This window comes from Pseudomonas guangdongensis, assembly GCF_900105885.1.
GTDB classification, from domain to species: domain Bacteria; phylum Pseudomonadota; class Gammaproteobacteria; order Pseudomonadales; family Pseudomonadaceae; genus Geopseudomonas; species Geopseudomonas guangdongensis.
In genome coordinates, this window is the sequence record NZ_LT629780.1 from 2,362,982 (window position 1) to 2,377,109 (window position 14,128).

Genomic DNA, 14,128 nt, shown 5'->3' on the forward strand with positions numbered 1-14,128 from the left:
TCGGGCGGGCGCCCGGATGGACGGGGGAGGCTGACGGGAGGCCAGTTTCCGGGTAACAATCCGGGGCTTGTGGCCGGCAGTGCAGGGCAGGTGCCGGCATTTCGACAATATGGAGGTAGCGTGAACGCATTGCAAGGTATCGAGGGCGAGCTGGAGTGGGGCGTGCAGCCGCGCCCGGAGTGCGATGTCGGGCAGATCCGCATCAAGGTGGCGGCGGCTGGCCTGAACCGGGCCGACCTGTTGCAGCGCAACGGCCTGTATCCGCCGCCGCCGGGAGTGACCGAGGTGCTCGGTCTGGAATGCTCCGGGGTGGTGGTCGAGGCCGGCGCCGGCAGTCGCTGGCGGGTCGGCGACCGGGTCTGCGCGCTGCTGGCCGGCGGCGGCATGGCCGAGGAGGTGGTGGTCGATGCGCGCCATGCGCTGGCCGTGCCGGAAGGCCTCGGCCTGATCGAGGCGGCGGCGCTGCCGGAGGTGTATGCCACCGCCTGGCTCAACCTGTTCCAGCTGGCCCGCCTGCAGCCGGGCGAGAAGGTGCTGCTGCACGCCGGCGCCAGCGGCGTCGGCTCGGCCGGCATCCAGCTGTGCAAGGCCTTCGGCAGCCCGGTGTGGGTCAGCGTCGGCTCCCGCGAGCGGCTCGACTACTGCGAGGCGCTGGGCGCCGAGGGCGGGGTGATCCGCGGCGATACCCTGGACGGGCTGCGCGACTTCGCGCCCTTCGACGTGATCCTCGATCCGGTCGGCGCCAGCTACGGCGAGCTGAACCTCAAGCTGCTCAATCAGGACGGCCGCTGGGTGGTCATCGGTCTGATGGGCGGGCGCAAGGCGCAGCTCGACCTGGCCCTGCTGCTCGGCAAGCGCATCCAGATGATCGGCTCGACCCTGCGCAACCGCGATGCCGAGTTCAAGGCGCAGCTGATGGCCGAGCTGGAGCAATTCGTCTGGCCGCTGTTCGCCGAGGGGCGTCTCAAGCCGCAGCTGGAGCGCAGCTACCCGATCGAGGATGCCGCGGCGGCTTTCGAGGCGCTGGCCAGTAACGAGGTGCGCGGCAAGCTGGTGCTGGTGGTCGATCCCGCGCTGGACTGAGGCCGGCTGCGGACACGACAAGGGGCGCCGTGGCGCCCCTTGTCGTGTCCGGCGAGCGAGTTCTCAGCGCCAGTCGAGGATTTCCCAGCCGTGGCGCAGCGCGTGCTCGCGCAGCGCCGCATCCGGGTTGACCGCGTGGGGATGCTCGACGTGGCCGAGCAGCGGCAGGTCGTTGCGCGAGTCGGAATAGAAGTGCGCACCGGCCAGCGTTTCGCCCTGTTCCTCCAGCCATTGCTGCAGACGGGCAATCTTGCCCTCGCGGGCGCAGGGGATACCGGCGATCCGTCCGCTGTAGCCGCCGTAGTGCAGCTCCAGGTCGGTGCCCAAGACCTCGGCGATGCCCAGGCGCTCGGCGATGGCCTCGACCAGGAAGGTCGGCGAGGCGGAAATCACCAGCACCCGGTCGCCGGCGGCGCGGTGGGCGGCGATGCAGCGCATCGCCTGCGAATGGATCAGCGGCTCGATGGCGGCCTCGACGAAGGGGCCGGCAACGTAGGCCACTTCCTCGGGGGTACGGCCGACCAGCGGCTGCAGGCTGAACGCCAGGTAGTCCTCGAGGCTCGCCTCCAGGGCGGCGTACTGCGCCACCAGTTCCTGCTCGCGGGCCAGGAAGGCCTCGCGCTCGACCCAGCCGAGGTCGGCGAGGTGCGCGCTCCACAGGCTGGGGCTGTTGCCGTCGATCAGGGTGTCGTCCAGGTCGAAGATCGCCAGGGCCATAGTCCGCTCCTCAGACCAGTTCGGCGCTCTGGTAGAAGGCGCCGAGCACCTTCACCAGATGGGCCAGATCGTGGCTGCCGGCCAGCTCGCGGATCGAGTGCATGGCGAAGGTCGGCAGGCCGATGTCGACGGTGCGCACGCCGAGCTGGCTGGAGGTGATCGGGCCGATGGTCGAGCCGCAGCCTAGGTCGCTGCGGGTCACGAAGCTCTGCACCGGCACGCCCTGCTGCTGGCATAGGTGGCGGAAGAAGCCGGCGGTCTCGCTGTTGCTGGCGTAGCGCTGGTTGTTGTTGATCTTGATCACCGGCCCGGCGTTGAGCTGCGGGCCATGGTTGCCGTCGTGGCGGTCGGCGTAGTTGGGATGCACGCCGTGGGCGTTGTCGGCCGAGACCAGCAGCGAGCGCTGGAGGGTGCGCACGAAAGCCTCGCCGTCGCCGAGCAGGCGGCGCAGGGTTTGTTCGAGGAACGGGCCGTCGGCGCCGCAGGCCGAGCAGGAGCCGACTTCCTCGTGGTCGGTGCAGACCAGCGCGCAGTTCTCCTCCTCGCCGGCGGCGAGCAGGGCGCTGAGGCCGGCGTAGCAGGACAGCAGGTTGTCCAGTCGGGCGCCGGCGATGAAGTCCTGCTCCAGGCCGACCACGGCGGCGGCCTGGGTGTCGTAGAAACTCAGCTCGAAGTCCAGCACGCGCTCGGCGCGCAGGCCGTGCTCGCGCTCCAGCTGTTCGGCCAGTAGGCTGCGGAAGTCGCGGCTGGCGTCCACCGGCAACTGGGCCAGCAACGGCGGCAGTTCGGTCTGCGGGTTGATCGCCCAGCCCTTGTTGGCCTCGCGATTGAGGTGGATGGCCAGGCTGGGGATCACCGCGATGGGGGCGCGGAAGTCGATCAGCCGGCTGTCCAGCTGTCCGTCGCGACTGAAGGTGACCCGTCCGGCCAGCGACAGGTCGCGGTCGAACCAGGGGGCGAGCAGGGCGCCGCCGTAGACCTCGACACCCAGTTGCCAGAAGCCGTTGCGCACCAGTTCGGGCTGCGGCTTGACCCGCAGGCAGGGGCTGTCGGTGTGCGCGCCGACCAGCCGCAGACCGCCGTCCAGCGGCGCGCGGCGACCGAGCTGCACGGCGATCAGCGAGGAGTCGTTGCGGGTGACGTAGTAGCGCCCGCCCGGCTCGGTGTGCCAGGCCTCGCGCTCGTCGAGGCGCACGTAGCCGGCGGCTTCGAGGCGCGCGGCGAGGCTGGCGGTGGCGTGGAAGGGGGTCGGCGAGGCCTTGAGGAAGTCGATCAGGCCCTGGTTGAGTGCTTCGCGCATGACAGCTCCGGCGGCAGTGGTCGGCGCAGTCTACCGGAATCCGGCCGTCGCGGCCGGAGTCTGCCTGCGGCTCAGAACGGCGCCGGGCTCTCGAAGCGCAGCCGCTCGCCCGTCTGCGGGTGGGTCAGACACAGCAGGCTGGCGTGCAGGCACAGCCGATCGAAGGCGGCCAGCGCCTGCTCGTGGGCGTAGAGGCGGTCGCCGAGCAGCGGATGACCGATGGCCAGCATGTGCACGCGCAGCTGGTGCGAGCGGCCGGTGATCGGGGTCAGCTCGACCCGGCTCCAGTCGCCGCAGCGCGCGGTGACCCGCCAGAAGGTCAGGGCGTGCTTGCCCTGCTCGAAGTCGACGATGTGTCGCGGCTTGTTCGGCGGATCGTAGCGCAGCGGCAGCTCGATGCGCCCGCTGTCGGCCTCCGGCTGGCCCCAGCACAGCGCGGTATAGGCCTTCTCAGTTTCGCGGTCGTGGAACTGCCGGGACAGCTCGCGGTGGCTGTCGGCATCGCGGGCCAGCACGATCAGCCCGGAGGTTTCCCAGTCCAGGCGGTGGACGATGCGCGCCTCGGGATAGCCGTGCTCCTGCAGGCGGGTGACCAGGCAGTCCTTGTTGTCTTCGGCGCGCCCGGGTACCGAGAGCAGCAGGGTCGGCTTGTTGATGACCAGCAGGGCGTCATCCTGGTGGACGATTTCGATGTTCGACAGCGGCATGGCATTCCGGAAACGACAGCGGCGGCCGTCGGGCCGCCGCTGTGGCAAGGCGCCCGATCAGCGCTCGGGCAGGGTGACGTTGAGTTCGAGGATCGAGCAGGTGCCCTGGTTTTCCAGCACGACCTGCACCTGGTCCTGATCGATGTGTACGTACTTGCGGATCACCGCGATCAGCTCCTCCTGCAGCGCCGGCAGGTAGTCCGGCTGGCTGCGCTGGCCGCGCTCGTGGGCGACGATGATCTGCAGGCGTTCCTTGGCGATGGATGCCGAGGAGGTCTTCTTGCGCGAGAGGAGGAAGTCGAAGAGGCTCATTCCTTGCCTCCGAACAGGCGCTGCAGGAAGCCCTTCTTCTGCACGTCGAGGAAACGGTGCGGCACGTCCTTGCCGAGCAGGCGCTCGACCGCGTCGCTGTAGGCCTGGCCGGCGTCGCTCTGCTCGTCGAGGATCACCGGAATACCCTGGTTGGAGGCCTTGAGCACCGCCTGGGATTCGGGGATCACCCCGAGCAGGTCGATGGAAAGGATTTCTTCGACGTCGTCGACGCTGAGCATCTCGCCCTTGGCGACCCGCTCGGGGTTGTAGCGGGTCAGCAGCAGGTGTTCCTTGATCGGCTCCCCGCCCTGCTCGGCGCGCTGCGACTTGCTGGCCAGCAGGCCGAGGATGCGGTCGGAGTCGCGCACCGAGGAGACCTCGGGGTTGGTGACCACGATGGCGATGTCGGCGAAGTACATCGCCAGGTGCGCGCCCTTCTCGATGCCGGCGGGGGAGTCGCAGATGATGTACTCGAAGTCCTTCTTCAGGTCGTCGAGCACCCGGCCGACGCCTTCCTGGGTCAGGGCGTCCTTGTCGCGGGTCTGGCTGGCGGCCAGCACGTAGAGGTTCTCCAGGCGCTTGTCCTTGATCAGCGCCTGGCCGAGGCTGGCATCGTTGTGGATCACGTTGACGAAGTCGTACACCACGCGGCGTTCGCAGCCCATGATCAGGTCGAGGTTGCGCAGACCGACATCGAAGTCGACGATCACCGTCTTGTGCCCGCGCAGGGCGAGGCCGGTGCCGATGGCAGCGCTGGACGTCGTTTTGCCCACGCCACCCTTGCCGGAAGTGACAACAATGATTTTGGCCAAGGTGCTTACCCCAAAACAGGAAGATTCCGGGTCCCGGAAAATGCCGGGAGTATCCGTCAAAGGCGGGTGATGTTCAACACGTCGCCGACCAGGCTGGCCTGCACCGGCTTGCCCCATTGCGGACTGCGTCGCAGGTCTTCGGCGACCTTGTAGCGCCCGGCGATGGACAGCAGTTCGGCGGTCAGTTGCTGGCAGAAGATCCGCGCTGCGGTATCGCCGCTGGCGCCGGCCAGGACGCGGCCGCGCAGCGGACCGTATACATGGACGTTGCCGTCGGCGATCAGTTCCGCGCCGGGGCTGACCGCCGAGAGGACGATCAGGTCGCCCTTGGGCGCGTAGACCTGCTGGCCGCCGCGCACCGGACGGGTGATCACCAGGGTGGCGTTGACCGCCGGCTCCGGCGGCGGCTCCTCGACCCGCGGTGCGGCGGGCTCGGCGAGCGGTGCGCGTTCGCGTCCGCCGCTCGGCAGCAGCGGAATGCCCAGCGCCTGCGCCGCGGTCAGGTCGGCGCTGCGCCGCGCGCGCATGCCCAGCGGCAGCAGGCCGTGACGCTGGCAGAGGTCCAGCAGGGCGTCGAGGTCGAGGTCCGGTTCGTCCTCGGCCAGTTGTTCGAGGCCGAGCAGCAGGGGGGTGTCGTGGAAGAAGTTGGGGGCGCTGGCGACCTTGTCGCTCAACTGGCGGTCCAGGCGGTCCAGGTCGTTGTGCAGCAGCTCCAGCACGGTCACGGCGAGCAGGCTGCCCTTGAGGCGGAACACGGGTTCTTGGTTGAGCGGATCGGTGTGGTTCATGGTCATGGCTGCCGGACGTATCGCGGGACTTATAACGACATCACCGACGCCCCGCAAGTTGCAGCGTGGCTGATGCCCGCCCCTGCGACAGGGTAGAATGGCCCGCCCGAACGCCCTGACTGGATGTACTGATGGATCGTCCCCGTTTTCGTCGCGCCTTCCTGCACCCGCGCTTCTGGCCGCTGTGGCTGGGCCTGGGGCTGCTCTGGCTGGTGGTGCAGCTGCCCTATGCCGTGCTGCTGCGCCTGGGCCGAGTGCTCGGCGCGCTGATGCTGCTGGGCGCCGGTTCGCGCCGCCGCATCGCCGCGCGCAACCTGGAGCTGTGCTTCCCCGAGCTGTCGGCGGCCGAGCGCCGCCGCCTGCTGCGCGACAACTTCGCCTCCACCGGCATCGCCTTCTTCGAGATGGCAATGAGCTGGTGGTGGCCGCGCGCGCGCCTGGCGCGGCTGGCGCACGTCGAGGGGCTGGAGCACCTGCAGGCGGCGCAGCGCGAGGGGCAGGGGGTGATCCTGATGTCCCTGCACTTCACCACGCTGGAGATCGGCGCGGCGCTGCTCGGCCAGCGCCACACCATCGACGGCATGTACCGCGAACATAAGAACCCGCTGTTCGACTTCATCCAGCGCCGCGGTCGCGAGCGCCACAATCCCGACGCCAGCGCCATCGAGCGCGAGGACGTGCGGGCCATGCTCAAGGTGCTGCGTGCCGGGCGCGCCATCTGGTACGCGCCCGACCAGGACTACGGGCGCAAGCAGAGCATCTTCGTGCCGCTGTTCGGCATCCCCGCCGCCACCGTCACCGCCACCAGCAAGTTCGCCCGTCTGGGCAAGGCGAGGGTGGTGCCCTTCACCCAGCAGCGCCTGGCCGACGGCAGTGGCTACCGGCTGGTGGTCCACCCGCCGCTGGAGGACTTTCCCGGCGCCAGCGAGGAGGCCGACTGCCTGCGCATCAACCGCTGGATCGAGCAGGCGGTGCGCGAATGCCCGGCGCAGTACCTGTGGGCGCACCGCCGCTTCAAGACCCGCCCCGAGGGCGAGCCGAAGCTCTACGACTGATCAGCGGCCGAAACTGCCGTCGCGGTAGTCGGCGAGCGCCTGCTCGATTTCCTCGCGGCGGTTCATCACGAAGGGGCCGTACTGGACGATCGGCTCGCCCAGCGGCCGGCCGGCGATCAGCAGGGCGCGGGCGCCGCCGGCACTGCTCAGGTGCAGGCTGTCGCCGTCGCTGAGCCGCGCCAGTTGCCCGCGCTCGACCGTCCGGTCCTGCCGGCCGCGTACCGTCAGCTCGCCCTCGAACACATGCAGCAGCACGTTGAAGCCGTGGGGCAGCTCCGGCAGCACGCAGCCGCCGGCCGGCAGGCGCAGGTCGTAGAGCTGCGGCTCGGTGTGCGGGCGCAGCACGGCGCCGTCCTGCTGCAGCGCGCCCTCGCGGAACTGGCCGGCGATCACCGCCACCTCCACGCCGCGCTCGGTGCGCAGGCGGGGGATTTCACCGGGGGCGAAGTCGCGGTAGCCGGCCGGGCCCATCTTGTCCGCCGCCGGCAGGTTGAGCCAGAGCTGGAAGCCGAACAGCCGGCCCTGCTCCTGTTCGGGCATCTCGCTGTGGATGATGCCGCGCGCGGCGGTCATCCACTGCACGCCGCCGGACTCCAGCAGGCCGCGATGGCCGAGATGGTCCTCGTGGCGCATGCGCCCCTCGATCATGTAGGTGACGGTCTCGAAGCCGCGGTGCGGATGGGGCGGGAAGCCGCCGATGTAGTCGCCGGCCTCGCTGGAGTCGAAGGCGTCCAGCATCAGGAAGGGATCGAAGCGTTCCAGCGCGCCGCCGCCGATCAGGCGGGTGAGGCGCACACCGGCGCCGTCGGCGGTGGCGCGGCCGCTGTGCAGGTCGATGACGTCGCGGTAGTGGGGATAGCTCATGGCGCAACTCCGGTTCAGGGCGTTGCGTCATCCTAGTTCAGGCGAATGGATCGATGGGTGCGGATTCTGCGGCGGAATGATCGGTTGGCTCGATAGATTGTCGGGCTACTCGCCGATCTGCAGGCGGCGCGCCTCGTTGTAGAGGTAGCGCACCTTCTCGTACTCGAACGGCGAGTTGAGCTGGCCGTAGCGGAAGTCGTTGATATGGCGGCGGTCGATGGCCAGCAGGCCGTAGTACTCGGCGGGACGCCGGTTCAGGCCGCCGATGTCGGCGACGTTCAGGGCGCTGCCCAGGGTGTTGTCGAAGACCAGCCCGCCGGTGTCGCGCAGGTTCGACGGGCCGAGCAGCGGCAGCACCAGATAGGGGCCTTCGGCCACGCCCCAGCGGCCGAGGGTCTGGCCGAAATCCTCGCTGCGCCGCTCCAGGCCCATGCGCTGCGCCGGGTCCCACAGACCGCCCACCCCCAGGGTGGTGTTGAACAGCAGGCGCGCGGTGGTGTGCAGGGCGTCGCGGCCTTGCAGCTGCATGAGGTGGTTGGCCAGGCTGGGGATTTCCCCGAGGTTGGCGAAGAAGTGGCTCACCCCGCTGCGCAGGAAGCGCGGGGTGACGCGGCGGTAGCCTTGCACCAGCGGCAGGTATAGCCACTCGTCGAAGCGCTGGTTGAAGTGGTAGACGCGGCGGTTCCACTCCTCCCAGGGATCGTCGACCACCAGCGCGACCAGGGTGGCGCGTTCGAACTCGCGCTGGTCGAGCCGCGGGTTGAAGCGCAGCTGCTGCAGCGGGCGGGTGAAGCCGTCGGCATCCACGCTGGCGTCGCCGGCCTGGGCGCTGCCGCACAGCAGCAGGGCGGCCAGCAGCAGCGGGCGCAGCAGAGCGTCAGTCACGGAAGAACTCCAGCATGGCCTGGGTGTTGACCCGGTAGTTCATGTTGCCGCAGTGCCCGCCGCGCGGGAACAGAGTCAGCCGCGCGCCCAGGGTGCGGCGCAGGAAGCCCAGATCGCCGGGGCCGAGGATCAGGTCGTCGCGGTTGTGGAACACGGCGATCTTCGCGCTACCGGCCAGGTAGTCCTGCAGCGCGTAGAGACTGGTCTGGTCGATCAGCTGCAGCAGGCTGCCGCCGCCGTCGAGCTTGCGCCAGAAGGGGATCAGCTGTTCGCGCATGTAGCACTGGAAATCGCAGAGCAGGGCGCGCTTGAAGAAGGGGGTCAGGCTGGTGCCTTCGTCCATCGGATAGCGCGGCGGGATCACCGCACCGCGGCGGTTGATCAGGTCGGAGGTGAAAGCGATGTCGGCGGCCGAGAAGCGGAACACCGCGCCGATCAGCATGGCCATCTCCTCGTCGGACAGGCGCTGGCGCGAGCGCTGGACGTCGTGCAGCAGCGCGGCGTCGAGCTGCGCCGAGCCGCGTTCCTCGAAGTAGCGCGCCAGCTTGCCGAGGATCAAGTCGTAGAAGGTGCGGGTGTTGTCGATGCCGGCTACCTCGGTCTGCACCAGACGGTCGAGGTTGGATACCGAGGTGTAGAGGTTGACCGGCGGGTTGATCAGCAGCACGCGGCGGAAATCGAAGTCGCCCAGGCGCTCGTCCAGGTGGCTGACGAAGGCGGCGTGCAGGCCGCCCAGGCTGTAGCCGGTCAGGTAGTAGTCGGTCACCGGCAGGTCGCGCTGCTGTGCGCGGACCTTCTGCATCACCCGGTAGAGGTCGGCGGCGTCGTGGTCGGAAAGGCCGGGCGTGGCGTGCTTGGAGGCGGCGGCCATGAAGTCGTAGCTGGTCGGCGAGGACAGCTGCACCACGTGGTAGCCGGCGCCATAGAACAGCCGCTTGAGCTCCTCCATGCTGGCGCTGGCATAGTGCGCGCCGGTGCCGGCGATGATGAACACCAGCGGCGCCGGGCCGCTCTGTCGGGCCAGGCGGTACTTGAGGGTCTTTACCGCCCAGAAGTTGTTCGGCAGCTCGCGGCGCGGGCGCAGACGCAGGCTGTGGTCGGCCTGGACGATCTCGGCGTCGTCCGGCAGCGGCGGGCGCAGCGCCGGCGGGGTACCGACGATGGTCGCCTCGAAGGGATTGGCGAGCGGGAAGCCATAGTCGTCGGCGGCGATTTCGACGGCGGCCTGGGCGCCGCCCAGCCACAAGCCAAGCAGCAGCGGAACGAGGCGCGTGACGAAGGGCATGGCGATATCCGTGGTGCGTGACGGGCAGGGTGAGACTGCGCGCACCGGCCGGGGTTGCACTGGTGTGACGGGCGGTGCGGTGCGCGGACGGCTCCAGTGTGCCCGTTGTCGCCCGGATTGTCAGGCCGGCGCGGCAAAACGCGCTGACACGGGCTTGGGCCGGGGCGGAGGTCTCCGGCCCGGCGTGAATCCCTCGCGGGACTCCTGCTGATCAGCGACTACGGGTACCGCTTTTTCAGTAGTCGTTGTCCTCGACCTGCTGGGCGAGGCGCTGCAAATGCTTGCGCGACAGGGCGAGGAAGCGCGGCGTCAGGCCGGCGTCCTCGTAGACCGGATCGCCCTGCTCGTCGGTGGCCACCACCTTGCTGCCCCTGACATAGGGGAAGCTCGCCTCCAGCTCCTGCAGCGCGGCACCGACCAGCTCGCCGAGCAGTTCCTCGGCGTGGCGTTTGGGGTACATCTCGCCGAGCGCCGCCAGGCGGGCGGCCGACTCCAGATCCAGCGGGATGCAGTAGGTCTGCTTGCTCAGGGTGCCCTTGGCGCTGGCTTCCCATGCACTCACCAGATCACGGATCTTCATCGCTCTGTCTCCCGGGCCTGTAATGCTGTCGTGCAGGTCGTCGTCTGCGTGCGGCCCTGTCAGAAAGACTAGACGCCCGCTCGCCGCCCTGCCGGCAACTTGCACCCGGCCCGTGGCTGCGGCAGGCTCGGGCAAAAGGCATAAGGAGAATGAACATGGCCGAGATCGACGCCCGTCTGCGCGAGGACGTGAATGTGCTGGGCACCTTGTTGGGCGACACCTTCCGCGCCGAACGCGGCGCGGAGTTCCTCGACAAGATCGAGCGCATCCGCAAAGGGGCCAAGGCGGCGCGGCGCGGCTCGGCGGAGGGCGCGCAGCAGCTGGCGCAGACCCTCGATGCGCTGGCCGACGAGGAGCTGCTGCCGGTGGCGCGGGCCTTCAACCAGTTTCTCAACCTGGCCAACATCGCCGAGCAGTACCACCGGGTACGCCGGCGCCGCGCCGACGAACCGCAGCCGTTCGAGGAGCGGGTGCTCGGCGAGCTGCTCGAACGGCTGCAGGCGGCTGGGCACACCCCGGCGGAGCTGGCTCGCCAGGTCGCTGCGCTGGACATCGAGCTGGTGCTCACCGCCCACCCCACCGAGGTGGCGCGGCGCACGCTGATCCAGAAGTACGACGACATCGCCGCGGGCCTGGCGGCGCGCGATCACGACGACCTGTCGCCGCGCGAGCGCGACCAGGTGCGCCAGCAGCTGTGCCGGCTGCTGGCCGAGGTCTGGCATACCGACGAGATCCGCCGCAGCAAACCGACCCCGGTGGACGAGGCCAAGTGGGGTTTCGCGGTGATCCAGCATTCGCTGTGGCGCGCGGTGCCGGCGTTCCTGCGCGGCGTCGACGACCTGCTGCAGGGCTGCTGCGGGACGCGCCTGCCGCTGCACGCCGCGCCGGTGCGCTTCGCCTCGTGGATGGGTGGCGACCGCGACGGCAACCCCAACGTCACCGCCCAGGTCAGCGCCGAGGTGTTGCTGCAAGCGCGCCGGGTGGCTGCCGAGCTGCATCTGGAGGATGTCGAGCGGCTGATCACCGACCTGTCCATGCACCGCGCCAGCCCGGCGCTGCGCGAGCAGGTCGGCGATGCCCCCGAACCCTATCGCGCCCTGTTGCGCCAGCTGCGCCGGCGTCTGCTGATCACCCGCGACTGGCTGGCGGCGGCGCTGCGCGAACCCGGTCTGGCGCCGCCGGCCGGCGTGCTGCACGACAACGACGAACTGATCGCGCCGCTGCTGCTCTGCCACGACTCGCTGCGCGCCTGCGGCATGGCCACCATCGCCGACGGCGCGCTGCTCGACAGCCTGCGCCGCGCCCACACCTTCGGCCTGTGCCTGGTGCGTCTGGACATCCGCCAGGACGCCGCGCGCCACGTCGCCACCCTCGACGAGATCACCCGCTACCTGGGACTCGGCGCCTATGCCGAGTGGGACGAGGCGCAGCGTCTGGCCTTCCTCGAACGCGAGCTGGACAACCCGCGCCCGCTGCTGCCGGCCCATTACCGGCCGACGCCGGACACCGCCGAGGTGCTGGCCACCTGCCGGGTCGCCGCCCAGGCGCCGCGCGCGGCGCTGGGCTCCTACGTGATCTCCATGGCCGGGGCGCCCAGCGACGTGCTGGCGGTGCAACTGCTGCTCAAGGAAGCCGGCCTGCAGCGGCCGCTGCGGGTGGTGCCGCTGTTCGAGACGCTGGACGACCTGGAGCGCGCCGGCGCGGCGGTCGACGCGCTGCTGGCGCTGCCCGGCTACCGCGCTCGGCTGGACGGGCCGCAGGAGGTGATGATCGGCTACTCGGACTCGGCCAAGGACGCCGGCACCCTGGCCGCTGCCTGGGCGCAGTACCGCGCCCAGGAAGCGCTGGTCGAGGTCTGCGCGCGGCGCGGCGTCGAGCTGCTGCTGTTCCATGGTCGCGGCGGCACGGTGGGCCGCGGCGGCGGTCCGGCCCACGCGGCGATCCTCTCCCAGCCGCCGGGTTCGGTGGCCGGGCGTTTCCGGGTCACCGAGCAGGGCGAGATGATCCGCTTCAAGTTCGGCCTGCCCGGCGTCGCCGAGCAGAACCTCAACCTCTATCTGGCCGCGGTGCTGGAAGCGACCCTGCTGCCGCCGCCGGCGCCCACGCCCGAATGGCGGGCGCTGATGGAGCGGCTGGCCGGTGACGGCCTCCAGGCCTATCGCGGCGTGGTGCGCGGCGAGGCCGACTTCGTCGACTACTTCCGCCAGGCCACCCCGGAGCAGGAACTGGGCCGCCTGCCGCTGGGCAGCCGGCCGGCGCGGCGGCGCAGCGGCGGCATCGAGAGCCTGCGGGCGATCCCGTGGATCTTCGCCTGGACGCAGATGCGCCTGATGCTGCCGGCCTGGCTGGGCTGGGAAACCGCGCTGGCGCAGGCCGTGGCGCGCGGCGAGGCGCAGCTGCTGCACGACATGCGGGCGCGCTGGCCGTTCTTCCGGGCACGCATCGACATGCTGGAGATGGTACTGGTCAAGGCCGATGGCGGCATCGCCCGGCTCTACGACGAGCGCCTGGTGGACGCCGCGCTGCAGCCGTTGGGGCAGCGACTGCGCGACCTGTTGTCGCAGGCGGTGGCCGAGGTGCTGCGCCTGACCGGGCAGGCCGAGCTGCTGGGCAACAACCCCGAGCTGCGCGAGTCGATCAGCGTGCGCGACACCTACCTGGACCCGCTGCACCTGCTGCAGGTCGAGCTGCTCGCCCGCTCGCGCAAGCTGGCCGAACATGTCGACGGCCAGCTCGAACGGGCCCTGCTGGTGAGCGTCGCCGGTATCGCCGCCGGGCTGCGCAACACCGGCTGAGGCATGCCCCGGCGGCCGTCCTGCATCTTGTGTCGGGGCAGGCAGCTGTGTATTTTGGTCTGCTTTTTCGCCGTGCCATTTTGTGCTACGGGCGGTCAAGAGATTCCCAGGGCAGCCCCACGAGGGCTGCGCGAAGATGTCGTTGTGCCTGCCGCCCGGCATGCCCCGACTGCCAACAGGCAGCGGGACGGGTGGCCGATCGAGGCCATGTCATGGCCCTGAATTCCATCCGGCCTGCCCGAGGCGGCCGGAGACCCCATTTCTATCTGTTCCAGGAGCAATATATCGATGCGAGTGATTCTGCTGGGGGCACCCGGTGCCGGCAAAGGTACCCAGGCGCGTTTCATCACCGAGAAGTTCGGCATTCCGCAGATCTCCACCGGCGACATGCTGCGCGCCGCGGTCAAGGCCGAGAGCCCGCTGGGCCTGCAGGTCAAGGAAGTGATGGCCAGCGGTGGCCTGGTTTCCGATGAGATCATCATCGGCCTGATCAAGGAGCGCATCGCCGCTGCCGACTGCGCCAACGGCTTCCTGTTCGACGGCTTCCCGCGCACCATCCCGCAGGCCGAAGCCCTGCGCGACGCCGGCGTGACCATCGACCACGTGCTGGAAATCGCCGTGGAAGACGCCGAGATCATCAGCCGCATGTCCGGTCGCCGCGTGCACCCGGCCTCCGGTCGCACCTACCACGTCCAGTACAACCCGCCGAAGGTGGCCGGCCAAGACGATGAGACCGGCGAAGCGCTGATCCAGCGCGAGGACGATCAGGAAGAGACCGTGCGCAAGCGCCTGGAGCTCTACCATGCGCAGACCAAGCCGCTGGTGGACTTCTACCAGAACCTCGCGGCCGCCTCCGGCACGCCGAAGTACGCCTGCGTCCCTGGCGTCGGCAGCGTCGAGGAAATCACCGCCAAGGTGCTCGCCGCGCTGAGCTGATCGCTCCGC

Annotated in this window: 14 protein-coding genes; 4 read left to right on the forward strand and 10 right to left on the reverse strand. The window is 69.8% G+C overall.

The genetic code is table 11. The features are described 5' to 3' along the window. The first annotated feature begins 120 nt into the window (after window positions 1-120). Window positions 121-1,083 carry an NAD(P)H-quinone oxidoreductase gene (locus BLU22_RS11175; RefSeq protein WP_090214447.1) on the forward strand — a complete coding sequence of 321 codons (963 nt, stop codon included), beginning with the start codon at window positions 121-123 and terminating at the stop codon, window positions 1,081-1,083. A 63-nt stretch (window positions 1,084-1,146) separates the two neighbouring features. Here BLU22_RS11175 and BLU22_RS11180 read toward each other — a convergent pair whose 3' ends face one another. The 6 genes from BLU22_RS11180 to minC form a co-directional block, all read right to left on the reverse strand. Then, the gene (locus BLU22_RS11180; protein WP_090214449.1) at window positions 1,147-1,800 is read right to left on the reverse strand and encodes an HAD family hydrolase; all 654 of its coding nucleotides are present in this window, start codon (window positions 1,798-1,800) and stop codon (window positions 1,147-1,149) included. A gap of 10 nt (window positions 1,801-1,810) precedes the next feature. Beyond that, complete coding sequence (locus BLU22_RS11185) at window positions 1,811-3,100, reverse strand: M18 family aminopeptidase (protein ID WP_090214452.1); 1,290 nt, start codon at window positions 3,098-3,100, stop codon at window positions 1,811-1,813. 71 nt (window positions 3,101-3,171) lie between these two features. Next, on the reverse strand, window positions 3,172-3,807 hold the full coding sequence (locus tag BLU22_RS11190; RefSeq protein ID WP_090214453.1) for an RluA family pseudouridine synthase: 636 nt from the start codon (window positions 3,805-3,807) through the stop codon (window positions 3,172-3,174). Window positions 3,808-3,864: 57 nt separating this feature from the next. Next, complete coding sequence (gene minE / locus BLU22_RS11195; RefSeq protein WP_090214456.1) at window positions 3,865-4,119, reverse strand: cell division topological specificity factor MinE; 255 nt, start codon at window positions 4,117-4,119, stop codon at window positions 3,865-3,867. Then, window positions 4,116-4,931 (reverse strand): septum site-determining protein MinD, encoded by an 816-nt coding sequence (gene minD, locus BLU22_RS11200; RefSeq protein WP_090214458.1) that lies wholly within the window; start codon window positions 4,929-4,931, stop codon window positions 4,116-4,118. Before minD ends, minE begins: the two co-directional genes overlap by 4 nt. 56 nt (window positions 4,932-4,987) lie before the next feature. Then, window positions 4,988-5,719 carry a septum site-determining protein MinC gene (gene minC, locus BLU22_RS11205; protein ID WP_090216404.1) on the reverse strand — a complete coding sequence of 244 codons (732 nt, stop codon included), beginning with the start codon at window positions 5,717-5,719 and terminating at the stop codon, window positions 4,988-4,990. A 131-nt stretch (window positions 5,720-5,850) separates the two neighbouring features. Between minC and BLU22_RS11210 the strand changes: the two genes are divergently transcribed. After that, on the forward strand, window positions 5,851-6,774 hold the full coding sequence (locus BLU22_RS11210) for a lipid A biosynthesis lauroyl acyltransferase (RefSeq protein ID WP_090214461.1): 924 nt from the start codon (window positions 5,851-5,853) through the stop codon (window positions 6,772-6,774). Here the strand turns inward: BLU22_RS11210 and BLU22_RS11215 are convergent, their stop codons facing one another. The 4 genes from BLU22_RS11215 to BLU22_RS11230 form a co-directional block, all read right to left on the reverse strand. Continuing rightward, window positions 6,775-7,638 (reverse strand): pirin family protein, encoded by an 864-nt coding sequence (locus BLU22_RS11215; RefSeq protein ID WP_090214463.1) that lies wholly within the window; start codon window positions 7,636-7,638, stop codon window positions 6,775-6,777. Between the two features lie 105 nt (window positions 7,639-7,743). Beyond that, the gene (locus BLU22_RS11220) at window positions 7,744-8,523 is read right to left on the reverse strand and encodes an MlaA family lipoprotein (RefSeq protein ID WP_394327523.1); all 780 of its coding nucleotides are present in this window, start codon (window positions 8,521-8,523) and stop codon (window positions 7,744-7,746) included. Beyond that, window positions 8,516-9,808 (reverse strand): alpha/beta fold hydrolase, encoded by a 1,293-nt coding sequence (locus BLU22_RS11225; protein WP_090214466.1) that lies wholly within the window; start codon window positions 9,806-9,808, stop codon window positions 8,516-8,518. The genes BLU22_RS11220 and BLU22_RS11225 overlap by 8 nt, the downstream gene beginning before the upstream one ends. A 235-nt stretch (window positions 9,809-10,043) precedes the next feature. After that, a complete protein-coding gene (locus tag BLU22_RS11230; RefSeq protein WP_090214469.1) occupies window positions 10,044-10,388 on the reverse strand; it encodes a pilin assembly protein in 345 nt (114 codons plus the stop codon). Window positions 10,389-10,543: 155 nt separating this feature from the next. Between BLU22_RS11230 and ppc the strand changes: the two genes are divergently transcribed. Together ppc and adk are read left to right on the forward strand one after the other, a co-directional pair. Continuing rightward, window positions 10,544-13,183 (forward strand): phosphoenolpyruvate carboxylase, encoded by a 2,640-nt coding sequence (gene ppc, locus BLU22_RS11235; protein WP_090214471.1) that lies wholly within the window; start codon window positions 10,544-10,546, stop codon window positions 13,181-13,183. Between the two features lie 288 nt (window positions 13,184-13,471). Next, window positions 13,472-14,119: an adenylate kinase gene (gene adk, locus BLU22_RS11240; RefSeq protein ID WP_090214474.1), complete on the forward strand. Its 648-nt coding sequence runs from the start codon at window positions 13,472-13,474 to the stop codon at window positions 14,117-14,119. Window positions 14,120-14,128 lie beyond the last annotated feature (9 nt).

Coding starts and splice junctions, on each gene's coding strand:
- BLU22_RS11230 (WP_090214469.1), bottom strand. CDS start 10,388: ATGAAGATCCGTGATCTGGTGAGTGCATGGGAAGCCAGCGCCAAGGGC.
- minC (WP_090216404.1), bottom strand. CDS start 5,719: ATGAACCACACCGATCCGCTCAACCAAGAACCCGTGTTCCGCCTCAAG.
- BLU22_RS11225 (WP_090214466.1), bottom strand. CDS start 9,808: ATGCCCTTCGTCACGCGCCTCGTTCCGCTGCTGCTTGGCTTGTGGCTG.
- BLU22_RS11180 (WP_090214449.1), bottom strand. CDS start 1,800: ATGGCCCTGGCGATCTTCGACCTGGACGACACCCTGATCGACGGCAAC.
- BLU22_RS11210 (WP_090214461.1), top strand. CDS start 5,851: ATGGATCGTCCCCGTTTTCGTCGCGCCTTCCTGCACCCGCGCTTCTGG.
- ppc (WP_090214471.1), top strand. CDS start 10,544: ATGGCCGAGATCGACGCCCGTCTGCGCGAGGACGTGAATGTGCTGGGC.
- minE (WP_090214456.1), bottom strand. CDS start 4,119: ATGAGCCTCTTCGACTTCCTCCTCTCGCGCAAGAAGACCTCCTCGGCA.
- BLU22_RS11190 (WP_090214453.1), bottom strand. CDS start 3,807: ATGCCGCTGTCGAACATCGAAATCGTCCACCAGGATGACGCCCTGCTG.
- adk (WP_090214474.1), top strand. CDS start 13,472: ATGCGAGTGATTCTGCTGGGGGCACCCGGTGCCGGCAAAGGTACCCAG.
- BLU22_RS11215 (WP_090214463.1), bottom strand. CDS start 7,638: ATGAGCTATCCCCACTACCGCGACGTCATCGACCTGCACAGCGGCCGC.
- BLU22_RS11185 (WP_090214452.1), bottom strand. CDS start 3,100: ATGCGCGAAGCACTCAACCAGGGCCTGATCGACTTCCTCAAGGCCTCG.